Consider the following 15,158-nt stretch of genomic DNA (forward strand, 5'->3'; position numbering starts at 1 on the left):
AAAAGGATAGAAAATGGACATTCTCGATATTGCACACCGGAATCAACAAAAAGCCTGGAAGATAGTAGAAGCAACCCGTATCATTCCGATATGGGAAAGCATAGGGGCGAAAGTGAATCTGGTCGGTTCTCTGCGTACTGGACTACTAATGAAGCATCGGGACATAGATTTCCATGTCTATACCTCTGAGATCAGTTTGTCTGACAGTTTCCGTGCAATGGCTGAACTTGCCGCGAATATATCAGTCAAAAAGATAGAGTGTGTCAATCTTCTGCATACTGTCGAGGCTTGCATCGAATGGCATGCATGGTGCGAGGATGGGGAGGGAGAACTTTGGCAGATCGATATGATCCATATTCAGGAAGGCTCCCGCTATGATGGTTATTTCGAGAATGTAGCTGACCGTATTTTGGCGGTCCTGACTGAGGATACGCGACATGCTATTTTGAATTTAAAATACGAAACTCCGGAAACGGAAAAGATAATGGGGATAGAATATTACCAGGCCGTTATCCAGGCTGGAGTACGAACGTATGCCGAATTTGAAGAGTGGCGTAAGTTGCATCCGGTTACTGGTGTTGTCGAATGGTTGCCTTGACTGCTTTGATTCACGTCTGACATTTTTTCTTATATACCTTTCGCTTTGTTATTACGGTCGTGTCCTACATGTCTGTGTCTCTACCGGCTTTTTTGCGATTATCGAAACTTGTTTTTATTTTTTATACGGATAATATAAATATAGTCTTTATTTATCCTTCTTGTGCATATAAAGCAACGTGCTTCTTACTTAATAGCATTATTAGTCATTCTTCATGGCTCCTGTTTTCTGTATCAGAAATACATATCCTTTCCTATTCTATTTGATTTACTGAAATTTGCAATACTGAAAATATTTATACGATGGATATCCTGTTGTATAGGTAACGGAAGGGATATTAATTTACAGAAACAGAGTATATGGTATATAAAAATATAATTTATGTTTTACTACTGGCGGTATTGTCCTCTTGTGTAGATGAAACTCTTGTCGAGCGTAATGCGGATGGGGCATTTATCTCTATCAAGGGAATGGGAGTACAGAGTGCTACACATGCAGGAAGCTCGGAAGATTATGTCATTCGGACGCTTCGTGTTCTGACTTTTGATCCTTCAACTGGCAATTGTATAACGAATATACGCTATAAGGCTTCACAGAATGATATTATACGGCATCCGGTTACGGTAGGCAGCTATGACTTTGTCTTTCTGGCCAATGAACCGGTAACCGATACTTCTATCGAAGGCCGGCTGTCGGCCATCTCGCGTTACGATGATCTGAATAACATCGCTTTCCCTGAAAGTTACTTTACTTCCGAGCGGATCATTCCGATGATACAGGAAATCAAGAATGTCACGATCCTGGATAGTGGTCAGGGGGCCAGGTTGGAAGACGGGACGACGACTTCTCTGTTGCAGTTAGCCTTAGACAGGTTGGCCGTGCGTGTCGATGTCGTGTTGGAGGCGGTAGCTGCTTTGGATAATTTTGATGATGCCTTTACGGGGGTTACGTTCAGCGGTATTCCAAATTTGGTTCCTTTGACGGCTAATTATAACGGTACGCCAGTAGAGCGGAGCACCACTCGGACATTTACACGTGATAAAAGCTATTTCTCTGATACGATCCCGGCTGTCGAAGGGGCAACGTGGGCAAAGAAAATAACCCGTATTATTTTGCCATCCAATGAACTAGATACGAAAGATGATAAGAATAAGGCGATAGTGTTTACTGTGAATCTGAAGGATAAATACAACCCTTCGTGTGAGTTGAAGATCGCCTCTGATCCTGTAGACTACAGCTTACCTAATAACACGAAACTTGACCTAACCGGGATTATAAGAGAATCCCTTGAAATGAATATTGTAGCTACCGAATGGGGTAAAACAGATAATGAGTGGGAGATCTCCGGTAATAGGACCTTGAATGTGTCACATACCGAAGTCAGTATAACCGATTTTAATGGAGCACGTATTTCTTTTTCGTCGAATATGCCGGTCGTAAGAGTTTCGGAGGTGGTTAGAGTCGTACGCACAAATGAAGAGCAGGAAACAAATACGGTCTTCAATGCTTTGTCCAGCCAATGGTGGAAACCGAATTCAGATGAAAGGATCTCGTATAATCCGGATACAGGCTCAGGCTATATGGATATTTTGCTGGACCGCCCGAATGAGGTTGGTGAAGAGACATATGAGATCACTTTGGTCGCAGCAGAAAAGTATTATCAGGGTGGAGAGGGAAATATCATTGCCGTAAATCCGCTGAAAAGGACGATTACAGTACATGTCAAACAAGAGGGCATACGCTACCCGTTTATTGCTAACTCTACTTCCGATCCGTGGTCTAACCCTTATGTCGGAGCTTTTTACCGGGATAATGAAATCGGTGAAAGGGTGATTAGTGGGATAAGATGGAGTTATTGGCACGAATGGACGGCCGAAGTTCCTGACAAGTATAAGGATTTTATTGTTTTAAGTTCCACTCCGAGTTTCGATCCCCAGATCGGGACGGATTCCCCCGGTGATCCTGAGAAATATCCGGTGATTCCCAATCTGTACAAGTCGGAAGATGGCAGTTCGGTCAGTGGGAGAGGACGTATCTATTTTAGGATTGGATTGAGGGAGGAAAATCACGATCCGGATAGACCAAGGTATGGCATCGTGAATGTCAGCTATAAAGATGGAGAATCTTTTGTACATACAACAATTCACGTCCGTCAAGGACAGGCTGCTGATTATCTGATGAGAAGTGGAAGTTCCGGAAGCTCTTTCGGACGGAAGTTCTCTCCGTTTAATCTGACGGTAAAGGCTTTTAAGAACGATCCGGGCACAAAGGCTGTATGGCACCAGATTAATTTTAACAATCTGGCGGATGAAGTCGATTTTGTCAAGTATCCGACACAGGCAGGGGCTTTCTTCCAATGGGGATTGCCGGTTGAAGATGCGGATCTGGCCCGACGGGCATATCATCCGACGAATGTAAACAAGTCTACTTGGGAGATCGCGGGGTGGCCTATGAAGCGTTTCAATACGGCTTTCTATTGGAACCCGGCGACAGGAACCAAATATAAGGACTATTACGAACTATGTCCTCCCGGATATTATCGTCCGGCCGACGGGCCACTGGACCGTAAAGCTGTTAACAGTTTCAACGATACGGAGGTCAACCAGTCGGAATGGAGAATGTCTTTGTTCCGCAATCCGATGAGAGGAGACGGGAATCATTTGACAACCGATTCCCCTTCTGATGAGACTTACAGAACTGAAAAGTATATACCTGTGGTACTGGGTGAAGTGAAGTACGGATTCTATGCCGACGGCTTTTTTGATAGGCGACCCATTAAAACCGCCGAAATGTTGAATGGAACCACAAGGGTAGACGGTGTTACAGAGGAAATCAGTTATTACAAAGGAGTCTCTTTGGATAATACTGGGGCTGCTTTTGGAGGAAACCTGTTTTTCAATGCAGACAATGATGCATCGCTCTTTTTGCCAGCCTCGGGAAGAAGGTGGCATTCTGACGGAAGCTTGGAGTATGTGAGTGAGACGGGATATTACTGGGCTGCTTCTTCTGCTCCCGGATGGACTAATGAAATAAACGGAGAAGAGAAAGGCGCACCTTATGGCAGCGTGTGGAGTATGGAGCTCAATTATATGGCTACGACTCCGAAATCAATTAGTAATCATTACGGTTTATCAATTCGTTGTGTAAGGAGATGATAAAAATATTGACACATATGGTTTATTTGCTTTGTCCGGCACTGCTGTTGCTTATGTCGGGCTGCGAATCCGAAGTATTCTTATCGGGACAGCCGGAAGAAGGGAATAGTTCGGACGGGAAAGTGAGGGTGGAGATTTTCGCCAGGGCGAATACCTATCCTCTTCCTTTGACAAAGGGACTGGAGGATGAGAATACGGTCGGCATGGCTCCCTGGGTTCTCGTTTTCAAAGGCAATGATGCGAATGCGACTTTTATAGAAGCGGCACAGGCTTTCGAACTGGCAGGAAAAAGATACGTGATATTGACAAGGCAGCCTGCCGGTAGTAACTATCGGTTGCTGATATTGGCAAACCCACAACAGTTTTTTTATTATGGCGATGCCGTCACTGCATATTCGTTTACATCAGAAAATTTCCGATTGAATATGACCCCGGAGGTAACGACTTTGTCTGATATCTGTTCCCGTTTACTGACCGAGCCATTGAACGCTCCGTCCTGTACGGTTATCCCTTATAGCGGCGCAGGTGAACTTATCCCAATGAGCTATCTGCTGACGGTAGATAAGATAGATAACACGACAAAAATAGAAAACACAGACAAAAGTTCGCTGCAACTTGTACGTGCGGTTGCTAAAATGGTGATCACGAATAAGGCGCCTAATTTTGAATTGAAAGGAGTTTCCGCGGTTGTAAATGTCCCCCGGCAAGGGTTGTTACACAATCTGACAGGCTCTATAATGGATAACACATCCAACTTGACGGAGTACCGGAATGACGCTGCCTATTCGGCTCCATTGGTTACGGCCGAATGGACGGATGAGGGACAGAGTACGGAGAAAACGCCGGTATATCTATATGAATCGAGCATCTTGGCCGGCTCATATATGATTATTCAAGGAAAATATGGCGGACGTGAGTATTACTATAAAATGGTAATTGTGGACCAGCTTCTGCAACCGGTTAAAATATTGCGGAATCGTGCTTATACGTTTACGATCGTAACGGTGAAAGGTCCGGGCTACGATAGCGTGGCGGATGCCAAAGCCTCTAAAGCCTCCAACACGGACATTGATTTCATGATTTTGATAGATGACAGCGATTCTTATGAAATCACGGCCAACAACGACTATTACTTGGGAGTCAGTAATTCGGTCTTTATAGTCTACGCGGATGAGATGGCCGATCATGAGGCGTTTAGACTGGTTACAGATTGTAAGGTCAATTTTCCGGATGCTAGAAGTGTGACGGACAACGCACAAGAGGTTGCCGAAGGTGTCTTCCGCTTGGCATATCCTGCCGATGGAAAGATCCCGATCGTCGATAATAATGTCTCTCCGCGTATAGCGGCGGTCGGAGTGAATGTGTCTGCCGGGTTGCAATGGTATGAAGAAGGCATGAAAGGTCCGGCTCCCGGCTACGAGGATAGAAAGAATGCATATATCACACTAAAGCTCGGAAACTTGGAAAAGCAGGTTCACATAAGGCAGAGAAATGCGATACCTGCCGCTGGAATGACTCTGCGGTATATGCCGACAAACAACATGAATCCGGAAATCGGTGAAATAAACTATTACTGCCTGTCTGCTTATGTGGAAGATGGAACGGACAATCCGAAGAACTGGATCAAATTACGTCCTTCCATCCCGGATAGTGACCGGAACGATACGGATCGTATAACGGTAGATGATGGAGTCATATATATGGAAATATTGCCTAATGGAGGTTCGGCAAGAAAAGGGCTTGTGTACTTGACCACCATCGGTGAACATGGTTCATCAGCAAATGGTAATGCGACAAGGCGAATTAAAATAGAAATTACCCAATCAGGAATTGCAAGCAATTAATAGGATGGAAAAGGGATAAATAAATAAGTTAATAACGGTTTAATTGTAGAAAAATGAAAAAGAAGTATTTTGGTATGTTTGCATTGGCGGCAATGATATTGTCTGCGTGCAGTAATGACGACATCGGCTCGAGTGGAAACAGCGATATCGTGACGGATCCGACAGGCGAAGCCTGGGTGGCATTGAAGGTGATCACTCCATCTACACCTGTTACGCGTGCTTTGAACAATCCGGATTTTGAAAATGGAACCGAACCTGAATCGGAAATAAAGACGGTCAGAGCCATCTTCTTTACAAAAGATGCGGACCCGGTAGTTACGGCCGATATCGAGTTGACAAATGATGAAGCCGGACTGAGCAGTACCGGACAGCCGACAGGAACCGCCGGTACGGCATTCAAGATTCCGGCCACTTCCAAGCACATCCTGTTGGTAGCTAATCCTTCTGCGAAGTTTCCGGATAAAATCACGACTGTCAGTAAGGCATACAGTGTAATCAATGCGGAGATTGCAGAAGAAGCAGGTCTTATCTCTTCTACAAATGGTTTTATGATGACAAATGCCAAAGGGCATCTGGAACCTTCCCTGAGTAACGGTGATGATACGGACTTAGTGCTTTATAAGACTTCACAGGCAGCCACAACGAGTCCGTTATCTGTTAATATCGACCGTGTGGTGGCAAAGGTCCGTGTAGCGATCAATGCGAATACCGAATCTTCCGCCACTATTAATCTTGATAATGGTGGATGGCTGTTGAATGTGACAAATAAGAAATATTTTCCTGTTTCCGAGCGGCTTGCAACTTGGTATGAAACGAACGGAGGTGGATTCCGTGCGCCTTTCGACCAATATAGGAAAGGTTCTTACCGGAAAGATCCCAATTTCGCCTCCCATAACGTAGGTACAGACTACACGTATGTGGCCGCTGATCCGGGAGATGGTAACTGGTTGGCATCTGGTACAAGTAAATATTGTCTTGAAAATACGCAGGATGCAGCGAGCAATATGCATGCTTATACCACGCATGTCTTATTCAAAGCCAAATTCATCCCGAATGAATATAAAATGCCGGGAACGGCTACCGCCTCTACGGACCAGGATGAAAAAGGAGACTGGATGCTTATCAACGGTGGCTATTATACGTTCACGACTTTGATGAGTTGGATTGAAGCAGAGCTGACCTATAAATTCAACCAGCCGGAACCTTTATTGATTTCAACGGCATTGACCAGCGCATTCAATAAATATCTGGGCACAGAAGGTATCGGCATCGGTGAAGTGGTTCTTCCTGACGACAAGGCAGGTATTCCTGCGACAATGAACGATTTCCGCAACAAAAAGGCGGCTATCCTCGGAAAGTCTGACACGGAACGGGCAAAAACGGTAGGAAGTCTCACCTATTATGCAGGAGCTGTCTGCTACTACAAAGCGATTATCAAACATGACGATACTGATGCGGCCGTTAACGAATTAGGTGAATTCGGAGTAGTCCGTAACTCTGTTTATGATATCGTAGTCAGCAAGTTCAATAATCCGGGATATCCGATCATTCCGGACCCTGGAACGGACGAACCGGATGAGGAAGATGAAAAATGGTTGTCCATACAGATTAATGTGAACCCTTGGACCTGGTATAAGCAAGTTGAAGAATTTTAATTCTGCAATGGCTACCGTTCCCTTTGAAGCATCGGGAGTTTGTCTCCCGGTGCTTTTCCTTATAAGACGGCTCCGATTCTCTAATCCCTGCTTACGGAATAAAAGTTTCATGCCTATGGAACTTTTGTTCTCCTTGCATGGAACTTTTGTTTCTCTTGCATGAAACTAATATAATAATAGCATAATCAAAAAATATATGGAACTGAAAAATCTTATACATTATTTCTGTTTGAGCCTTTTCCTTGTAACTGGTTCTTTGTTCGTGACCTCGTGCAATATCTTCGACGAAGATTTGCCGGAATGCCGTTTGTATGTCAAATTCAAATACGACTATAATATGCTTTTCACGGATGCATTCCATACCCAGGTTGATAAAGTGGAACTTTACGTTTTTGACAAAGAGGGGAAATTCCTGTTTATGCAGTCGGAAGAAGGCGATGTGTTGGCTACGGGCAGTTACCTGATGGAAGTGAAGTTGCCCGTTGGACAGTATCGGTTTCTTGCATGGGTGGGTGTACACGAGTCGTACGACGTCACTACACCCAGAAGTGGCTATGATATGGTAGATATGCGGTTACGGCTAAAGCGGGAAGAATCCTGTATTATAGATAAGAAGTTGGAACCGCTCTGGCATGGCGTAAGTCATCGGGTGGATTTTACAGGAACCACGAACCAGATTGAAGTAATAAGCCTGATCAAGAATACGAACAAAGTACGGTTCGTTTTCCAGGGATATTCTGGAGAGGATACAAGAAGTGTTTCGGGAAAATCTTGGGGGCTGGATATGAATAATTATAACTATGAGATAATTGAATCGAACGGATACATGGCCTATGACAATTCGTTGCTGGATGACGATATTCTGAGTTTCCGCCCTTATTATATGGAACAGAAGAATTCTTCTGCCGCCGTGGTAGAGTTGAATACGATGCGATTGATGGAAGATCGCCAAAGCCGCTTTGTCGTGACCGATAAGACGACTGGGAGAAAAGTTTTCAGTATCAACTTGATTGATTACTTTGCCATGACTGCTATGGAGGGGAATAATTGGGGGGTGCAGGAATATCTCGATCGTCAAGACGAACATAAGATTGTCTTTTTCTTTGCGGAATCTTCTTCCGACCTGTGGCAGGCCATACAGATTCAGATCAATGGATGGACTTGGTATCTTCAGACGGAAGGTGAAATATAATGAAAACCTGTCTGCCTGTCGGACGATTCGTACCTCTCACCAGTCGATTCCTTGAATACCTTTGCTTTGGAGGAAAGCATTCGTCTTACTGAAGTGTTTGCATCCGAAGAAACCATGATCGGCAGAGCGTGGAGATGGATGCACAGTTGTCAGCACCAAGTGTTTATGGGTGTCGATAAGAGCGATCTTCTCTTTTGCATAACTTCCCCATAGCATGAATACCAGATTCTCACGTTCATCACTCAATTTTTTTATCACTGCATCTGTAAAAGTTTCCCAGCCCATATTCCGATGTGAGCCGGTTTCGTGAGCCCGTACGGTCAGGACCGAGTTCATAGAAAATACGCCCTGCTCTACCCAACGGTCTAGGTTGCCGGATGTGGGGATTGGTTTACCTAAATCTTGATGTATTTCCCTGAATATGTTGGCTAGCGATCCCGGAATGGGAATTCCTTGCGGGACGGAGAAGCAAACTCCGTAATATTGTCCTGGATTAGGATAAGGATCTTGTCCCAGAATAACAACTTTCACTTTCTCGAACGGACAGGTATTAAAGATATGGAATATCTGGTGTCCGGGAGGAAGTACATGGGCCTTTTTGTATTCATTTTTGACAAATGTGACTAGCTGCTCAAAGTATGGTTTATCAAATTCTTCCTGAAGGCGTTTCCGCCAGCTTTCTTCTATTTTGACATTCATGGCATAGCGCATTAATTAGGACAATGCAAAAGTATATATTTCGCAGGAGATTATCAAGAGATTATCAAGAAGGGTAGAGTCAACAAGCAAGTGCAATTATAGTCATAAAAATGAAATTCATCCAAAAATCGTCATTATTAAAAGAAAAAATCAATAAAGATTTGCAAACTTTAAAATAATCGTTTACATTTGTGCATATCAAAACCCTAACTATGAAAAGAAACCGAAACCTTGACAGCAAAAACAAAAAGAATTATTGACCAAAGCCAGGCTATGATTAGTAAGGCTTTTTGTACGGGTGGTATTTATACCACCCGTTTTTGTTGCTCCCATTTCTTATTTCTCGATGCAGGATAGTACCAAAGGGAAAAGAAAAATCAACTTAAAAACGACAGAGATTATGAGTACAGTACATCAAACAACCCCAAATGGAAGAATGACAGACGATGACATTATGCAACGCGATTCACGGTTCAGGTATATGCTACTTTCCCGGCTTCAATCGGATTGCGAATATTACCTCAATTATGGGAACAGACATCCTAAATGCTTATGGGCAGGGAACGAAGAACGGCAAATTGATTTCATGATAAAACTGTATGACAGTTTCAGTGAAGACGAAAAACCGGAATGGCTGACGATGGACGAAATTATAGAATATAGCAAAAAGATGATAATAGTTAAAGAATAATACGTCAAAATGTGATTCGGGAACAAAGGGTTATGTGAGTAAGCACAGCCCTTCCCGAACCACTTCAACAGCCAATCGCTGTAATAATTGACGGTATTGGTCCATCTTCCTGTTTTATAGTCCTGCCTTTTCTAATTTATTATTTCCCTTTTCTTACTCTTTGTAACCAACCAGACCCCGGCGAATACCAGTGCGGCTGCCGTCAATTTCTGCAAGGAAAAGGTATCCTGCCCGATCGAGACGGCTATCCCGGAGGCCACGATAGGCTGCACGTAGTTGTACATACTGACGGTGGTCGGACGGATATATTTCAATGCCATCGGAATCAGCAGGAACGAAAGGAACGTGGCTCCGGTGAGCAGATAAAGGAGAGCGCACAACTCCATGCCGTCGAATGTTTCCCGATGGAAAACCGGAACCTCTTGCAAATGCCGCAGGCAGAACGGCGTCAATGCCAACGCCGAAAAAAGAAACATCCATTTCATGACCGTAACCGGTGAGTAGTGCAATGAGAGCGGCTTGGACAATACCAGATAGACGGAGTAGAGCATCTGGTTCAACAACATCAACATATCACCTTTCAGACTGCTTTCACCGTCCATTGCGTGCACGGAACTATACACGAGCAGCAACCCTCCACCGACACCCAGCAGGACACCTGCCGATTTTTTTGCAGTTATCGGCTCTTTGAGTACAACCGCCGCCAACAACAGTACGAAAATCGGTACGGCTGTGGCGATGATCGACGCATCGACGGGTGAAGAACTCCGTAGCCCGGTAACGAACAACCATTGGTTGAACCCCACGCCGCATAAGCCGCAGACGGCGAGCAGTCCCAAATCTTTCGGGGGAACTCGCTCTCCGGGTACAACAAAAAAGGACACGATCCAGAACATCGCACAAGCGAAAGCAGCACGCATATAGGTAATCGCCTCCGGCGGAAAATCCGATGTCAGCAGATACTTGAATACCGGCATACTGACGCCGAACAGGATATTTGCTGTCAATATGAGGACATGTCCTTTCATGCAGCCCATTTTACCAGATGCCGGTGTGTATTCTGCTTTCCACATCGATTACCTTCTGCTTGGGCAGGAATGCGTTTTCGGCGGGATAGCCCATTGTCAGCAGGCAGGTGAACTCGTAGTCTTCGGGAGCGTTCACGATTTGCTTGATTTTCTCCGCTTCGTCAGCCACGGGGATATGGAACACCGTCCCCAGCCCTTCAGCGGTGGCTGCGAGCAGCATGTTCTCCAAAGCACACCATGCCGAAGCGAAATAGTTGAGCGAGCTTTGCTCCACGGGTTTGAGCAACGGCCATGTCAGTTGGCGGAAGAAAGGGATAACAAGCAGGCCGCTTTGTATCAACATCCTTTGCTGTTTTGGCAGTGCGTCGGCGAACATCGCCATCTTGTCCTCGTCATCGGACTCGTCCACTTCGGCCACCAGCTCTTTGAACGCCGCCATGTTCTTGGCAAGCGGAGCGATTATTTTCGCAATATTCTCGCGCCCACGCACCACGACGAACTCCAACTGGCGCAGGTGGTCGTTGGTCGGAGCTTTGAATGCCGCACCGATTACTCTTTTCAAAATCTCGTCGCTTACTTCACGGTCGGAGAAATCACGGTATGTACGGCGTTTCTCCAATACTTCATAGAAATCCATAATGTAATTCGTTTATTATGTTGGACATATCATTATTTACGTTTGCAAAGGTAGTGCGGTTTGTTGTTTGTTATTTGCTTTATCGTTTCAAATAATTGTTGTATATTTGTAATATTAAATTTTTGTAAGATGGAAGATGTGATAATCCCGTATGAATTGCCGGACGTGGAAAACCACTCGTTTTTTTTCATAGACCAGCGGATAGACACCCGGCTGGAGGCCAAGTTGCACCAACACGATGCTTGGGAACTCTATTACGTGGTACACGGACACGGAACCAGAATGGCCGGCGACACCTTACAGACCTTTTCGGAAGGAGACGTGGTACTAATCCCACCCTCAATGCACCATCATTGGGACTACGAGCCGTCATCGGCCGACGATAAAGGGTGTGTCCGTTACCTGATGGTGGCTTTCAGCCACTCCCTTGTACAAAAGTGTATCGAGGCGTTTCCCGAACTGCGGAACAGGCTTGCAGGCATAACTTTTCCGACCGAGGCTCTGATATTCGGGCCGGAAAGCTCCCGGACTATTCGGCAAGCACTTTCGCAGATGAGTGGAATGGATGAATTGGGACGCCTATGCACGATGTTCCAGCTCTTGCCGACCGTCTTCACCGCAACAGATTACACGTTTGCCGGTAAGCCGGTACGAATCGAGCGCGACGTGAGGCGTATGCAGCAGATCTGCACATACGTCATGGCACATTACGTCCACCCGATTTCGCTCGACGATATTGCCGCTGAAGTGGGCATGAACCGTTCCGCTTTCTGCTCCTATTTCAAGCGGCATAAGGGAATGACGTTCATGCAGTTCGTTATGCAATACCGTTTGAACACTGCCTGCGGCTTGTTGAAGCACTCGCAGAAATCCGTGTCGGAAATATGCTATCTGGTGGGATTCAGCGATTTGCCCCATTTTATAAGAGTGTTCACAAAAGAAAAAGGAGTGTCGCCGGGTAAATACAGAAAAGATAATCTTGCAATTTGAGGAATCATCCGTTTCCCTCCCGTTTACCCGATAGGAATGTGATCATTATTATTCTATGCCATATATCTTTTTCAGTGTAGGGCGGAACATATTGCCCCAATCTTCAAGTTTACCGATGATGGGGAGCAACGTCCGTCCCATCTCGGTCAGGGAATATTCAGAATGAGGCGGGAGTTCGGCAAAAATTTTCTTTTCGATAATCCCGTGCATCTCCAGCTCTTTCAGCTGTTGGTTGATGACCCGCGTGTTCGCTTCGGAAAAATGCCTGTGAATTTCACTCGGACGTTTCGCCCCGTCTTTCAGCGCGTCTATGATACAGCATTTCCATTTTCCGCCGATGACTTCCATTGTTACCTTGATGCAGCAGTCGATATTGAACGGTATTTTCTTTTCGTACATGATCTCGTTTATTATATGGTGCAAAATTAGTCTTTTCCTGCTATAATCTTTTCATGTGTACTGATAAAATTGTCAGTATATGATAAAATTATCAGTATATGAATAATTCAGCAGTAATTGCATGACTGCAAGCAGTTTGGTAATTTTGCGGCAAAAACAGATACGGTTATTATGATTATGAGAAAATTATTTGTATTGGGTACGTTATTGGCTATTGGCATGACGGTCCATGCGCAGAAAATTATCAGTAAAAGCAATATGGAAAAACAGTTAAAGACAATCAGGCTCGTTTATCCACAATGGCAGGGCGGTGACATTGCCCGGTGGATAACGGAAGTGAAAGATCCCGAACAGGCATCGAGAGGATATTATTTAGGGGCGCAGCTGTTGAACTTCCTTGCACCCGACAGCAGGCAGGAGACATACACCGTTCCGGTGGCCACAGACCTCGTGCAGCGGAAAGTGACGGACGGGGTTTTGGACAAGGATGCCATCATCGTACAAACAAAGGCTGCTCTGGATATATTGAAGGTGCAGTCACCCGACAGGATTGTCACGTTGGGAGGAGAATGTTCGGTAAGCGTCGTGCCGTTCACGTATCTTTCAGGAAAATACAAGGATGATGTGGCAATGGTCTGGATCGACGCACACCCGGACATCACTCTGCCCGGCGATGTGTACCCGGCCTATCATGCCATGGCGGTAACGGCCTGCATGGGTTTGGGTGACAAGCAAATCGTCTCGGAACTGCCCGCAAGGATAGACCCGTCTAAAATCCTTTTTATTGGTTTACGCGATTGGGAATGCGACGAAATTAAGGAAAGGCAGAAAGGATACGGTATCAAACATCTGACATCGGAAGACGTGCGAGAGAACAGCGACGCGATACGGGAATGGTTGAAGTCATGCGGTGCGTCGAAAGTAGTTGTCCATTTCGATATGGATGTACTCGATCCTGCCGAAATAATAGCGGCAGTCGGTGTTGTTCCCAATGGGATGAAAATTGCGGAAGTGGTGCGTGTGATAAACGACATCGCACAAGAGAAAGAAATTGTGGGTCTGACCGTTGCCGAACCGATGCCCCGTACCGCTATCCGTATCAAGGAAATGTTAAACCAACTGCCCTTGCTGAAATGAAAGTGCTTTTGGTAAACGGGAGTCCCCATCAAAAGGGAGAAACGTATCACGCATTAAGTCTGGTGGAAAAGGCATTGCAGGATAAAGGTGTCGGAACCGAATGGTTCTGGATCGGAAACAGGCCTGTGCGTGGTTGTATTGACTGCGAAGGGTGCGGTAAAACCTTTCGTTGCGTTTTCTCGGACGATACTTGCAACGATCTGATCGAAGCCATATTGAAAGCAGACGGCGTTATTATTGGAAGCCCTGTCTATTTCGCCGCTCCCAACGGTGCTCTATGCGCGTTACTGGATCGTGTATTCTATGCTGCCAGCACACATGGCGGACTGTTCCGGGGAAAACCCGCCGCTGCCGTGGCAAGTTGTATGCGTTCCGGTGCGAACAATACGGTTGACCGCATTAACAAGTATTTTTCGTTTAGCGAGATGCCCATAGTCAGCAGCAGTTATTGGAATATGCTCTTCGACAGCCATTCCCCGATGGGAAGAGACGAGAGGGGAAGCAAGACCATGCAGACGTTAGGATATAATATGGCGGCCATGCTTCAAAGTCTGTCCTGACTGCATATAGGTCGTCGATTCACATCAAAAGTGGAGAAAAACATCAATGGGATGCCTTTCTCCACTTTTTTATTCTATGTCCGTAAGTTTAATGTATTTCTTTGTAACGTTTCTTGCAGAAGCACTCCATTTTCTTCAAACTAAATTTGTCGTAAACGAGCAGGTCGCAAATCGCGCTTCCTTCCGTATCTTTAAACGGAGAATAACTGAATTGCAGTAGGTTATAGCTTTTTATCTTTATTGTTTTTGCCATTAACCATATCCGCGAATGCCTTGGAAGGCTTGAATGCCGGGATAGAGTGAGCCGGGATTACAATGGTCGTATTCTGTGAAATATTTCTGGCTACTTTCTCTGCTCGATGTTTGATGATAAAGCTGCCGAAGCCTCGTAGGAATACTTCATTCCCTTCAATCATAGCCCCTTTTACGCTTTCCATGAATGCCTCTACTACATTCATTACCACTTCCTTTTCTGCTCCGGTTTGTTTTGCAATCCGAGCAACAATTTCTGCTTTTGTCATACTTTCAAAATATTTTATGAGGTTTATAAATCCGTTTTAATGATAAATTCAT

14 protein-coding genes are annotated in these 15,158 nt (G+C 45.2%); 9 read left to right on the forward strand and 5 right to left on the reverse strand.

Going from position 1 to position 15,158, the window contains the following annotated elements; translation table 11 throughout:
• The first annotated feature begins 13 nt into the window (after positions 1-13).
• From NQ564_RS00595 to NQ564_RS00615, 5 genes are all read left to right on the forward strand, one after another.
• The gene (locus NQ564_RS00595; protein ID WP_008152172.1) at positions 14-598 is read left to right on the forward strand and encodes a hypothetical protein; all 585 of its coding nucleotides are present in this window, start codon (positions 14-16) and stop codon (positions 596-598) included.
• Between the two features lie 359 nt (positions 599-957).
• Positions 958-3,753: a fimbrial protein gene (locus tag NQ564_RS00600; RefSeq protein WP_008152171.1), complete on the forward strand. Its 2,796-nt coding sequence runs from the start codon at positions 958-960 to the stop codon at positions 3,751-3,753.
• Positions 3,750-5,597: a hypothetical protein gene (locus NQ564_RS00605; RefSeq protein ID WP_008152168.1), complete on the forward strand. Its 1,848-nt coding sequence runs from the start codon at positions 3,750-3,752 to the stop codon at positions 5,595-5,597. The genes NQ564_RS00600 and NQ564_RS00605 overlap by 4 nt, the downstream gene beginning before the upstream one ends.
• 53 nt (positions 5,598-5,650) lie before the next feature.
• Positions 5,651-7,252, forward strand: coding sequence for an Mfa1 family fimbria major subunit (locus NQ564_RS00610; protein ID WP_008152166.1), 1,602 nt, complete (start codon positions 5,651-5,653; stop codon positions 7,250-7,252).
• Between the two features lie 196 nt (positions 7,253-7,448).
• On the forward strand, positions 7,449-8,444 hold the full coding sequence (locus NQ564_RS00615; RefSeq protein WP_039848342.1) for a FimB/Mfa2 family fimbrial subunit: 996 nt from the start codon (positions 7,449-7,451) through the stop codon (positions 8,442-8,444).
• 36 nt (positions 8,445-8,480) lie between these two features.
• Here NQ564_RS00615 and ung read toward each other — a convergent pair whose 3' ends face one another.
• Positions 8,481-9,143, reverse strand: a complete 663-nt coding sequence (ung, locus tag NQ564_RS00620) for a uracil-DNA glycosylase (RefSeq protein ID WP_021861925.1) — start codon at positions 9,141-9,143, stop codon at positions 8,481-8,483.
• A gap of 400 nt (positions 9,144-9,543) precedes the next feature.
• Here ung and NQ564_RS00625 point away from each other — a divergent pair, with 400 nt between their 5' ends.
• Positions 9,544-9,834: an LPD11 domain-containing protein gene (locus NQ564_RS00625; RefSeq protein ID WP_039848412.1), complete on the forward strand. Its 291-nt coding sequence runs from the start codon at positions 9,544-9,546 to the stop codon at positions 9,832-9,834.
• 131 nt (positions 9,835-9,965) lie between these two features.
• On the opposite strand, the gene NQ564_RS00630 is transcribed toward NQ564_RS00625, so the two are convergent.
• Positions 9,966-10,862 carry a DMT family transporter gene (locus tag NQ564_RS00630; RefSeq protein ID WP_008152154.1) on the reverse strand — a complete coding sequence of 299 codons (897 nt, stop codon included), beginning with the start codon at positions 10,860-10,862 and terminating at the stop codon, positions 9,966-9,968.
• Positions 10,863-10,872: 10 nt separating this feature from the next.
• The gene (locus tag NQ564_RS00635; protein WP_008152152.1) at positions 10,873-11,499 is read right to left on the reverse strand and encodes a nitroreductase family protein; all 627 of its coding nucleotides are present in this window, start codon (positions 11,497-11,499) and stop codon (positions 10,873-10,875) included.
• Between the two features lie 129 nt (positions 11,500-11,628).
• On the opposite strand from NQ564_RS00635, the gene NQ564_RS00640 reads away from it, so the two are divergent.
• Positions 11,629-12,489, forward strand: coding sequence for a helix-turn-helix domain-containing protein (locus tag NQ564_RS00640; RefSeq protein WP_008152147.1), 861 nt, complete (start codon positions 11,629-11,631; stop codon positions 12,487-12,489).
• A gap of 48 nt (positions 12,490-12,537) precedes the next feature.
• On the opposite strand, the gene NQ564_RS00645 is transcribed toward NQ564_RS00640, so the two are convergent.
• The gene (locus NQ564_RS00645; protein WP_008152145.1) at positions 12,538-12,888 is read right to left on the reverse strand and encodes a winged helix-turn-helix transcriptional regulator; all 351 of its coding nucleotides are present in this window, start codon (positions 12,886-12,888) and stop codon (positions 12,538-12,540) included.
• Between the two features lie 177 nt (positions 12,889-13,065).
• On the opposite strand from NQ564_RS00645, the gene NQ564_RS00650 reads away from it, so the two are divergent.
• Together NQ564_RS00650 and NQ564_RS00655 are read left to right on the forward strand one after the other, a co-directional pair.
• On the forward strand, positions 13,066-14,025 hold the full coding sequence (locus tag NQ564_RS00650) for an arginase family protein (RefSeq protein ID WP_039848411.1): 960 nt from the start codon (positions 13,066-13,068) through the stop codon (positions 14,023-14,025).
• Complete coding sequence (locus NQ564_RS00655; RefSeq protein ID WP_008152140.1) at positions 14,022-14,585, forward strand: flavodoxin family protein; 564 nt, start codon at positions 14,022-14,024, stop codon at positions 14,583-14,585. Before NQ564_RS00650 ends, NQ564_RS00655 begins: the two co-directional genes overlap by 4 nt.
• Before the next feature lie 221 nt (positions 14,586-14,806).
• Here the strand turns inward: NQ564_RS00655 and NQ564_RS00660 are convergent, their stop codons facing one another.
• Entirely contained in the window at positions 14,807-15,106 is a 300-nt protein-coding gene (locus NQ564_RS00660; protein ID WP_008152139.1) for an HU family DNA-binding protein, read from the reverse strand.
• Between the last annotated feature and the right edge of the window lie 52 nt (positions 15,107-15,158).

Source organism: Parabacteroides johnsonii DSM 18315, assembly GCF_025151045.1.
Lineage (GTDB): Bacteria > Bacteroidota > Bacteroidia > Bacteroidales > Tannerellaceae > Parabacteroides > Parabacteroides johnsonii.

Excerpts from the sequence above, each read along its gene's own strand:
- NQ564_RS00610 (WP_008152166.1), top strand. The coding sequence starts at position 5,651 with ATGAAAAAGAAGTATTTTGGTATGTTTGCATTGGCGGCAATGATATTG.
- NQ564_RS00615 (WP_039848342.1), top strand. The coding sequence starts at position 7,449 with ATGGAACTGAAAAATCTTATACATTATTTCTGTTTGAGCCTTTTCCTT.
- NQ564_RS00635 (WP_008152152.1), bottom strand. The coding sequence starts at position 11,499 with ATGGATTTCTATGAAGTATTGGAGAAACGCCGTACATACCGTGATTTC.
- NQ564_RS00625 (WP_039848412.1), top strand. The coding sequence starts at position 9,544 with ATGAGTACAGTACATCAAACAACCCCAAATGGAAGAATGACAGACGAT.
- ung (WP_021861925.1), bottom strand. The coding sequence starts at position 9,143 with ATGAATGTCAAAATAGAAGAAAGCTGGCGGAAACGCCTTCAGGAAGAA.
- NQ564_RS00645 (WP_008152145.1), bottom strand. The coding sequence starts at position 12,888 with ATGTACGAAAAGAAAATACCGTTCAATATCGACTGCTGCATCAAGGTA.
- NQ564_RS00660 (WP_008152139.1), bottom strand. The coding sequence starts at position 15,106 with ATGACAAAAGCAGAAATTGTTGCTCGGATTGCAAAACAAACCGGAGCA.
- NQ564_RS00655 (WP_008152140.1), top strand. The coding sequence starts at position 14,022 with ATGAAAGTGCTTTTGGTAAACGGGAGTCCCCATCAAAAGGGAGAAACG.
- NQ564_RS00605 (WP_008152168.1), top strand. The coding sequence starts at position 3,750 with ATGATAAAAATATTGACACATATGGTTTATTTGCTTTGTCCGGCACTG.
- NQ564_RS00630 (WP_008152154.1), bottom strand. The coding sequence starts at position 10,862 with ATGAAAGGACATGTCCTCATATTGACAGCAAATATCCTGTTCGGCGTC.
- NQ564_RS00595 (WP_008152172.1), top strand. The coding sequence starts at position 14 with ATGGACATTCTCGATATTGCACACCGGAATCAACAAAAAGCCTGGAAG.
- NQ564_RS00640 (WP_008152147.1), top strand. The coding sequence starts at position 11,629 with ATGGAAGATGTGATAATCCCGTATGAATTGCCGGACGTGGAAAACCAC.
- NQ564_RS00600 (WP_008152171.1), top strand. The coding sequence starts at position 958 with ATGGTATATAAAAATATAATTTATGTTTTACTACTGGCGGTATTGTCC.
- NQ564_RS00650 (WP_039848411.1), top strand. The coding sequence starts at position 13,066 with ATGAGAAAATTATTTGTATTGGGTACGTTATTGGCTATTGGCATGACG.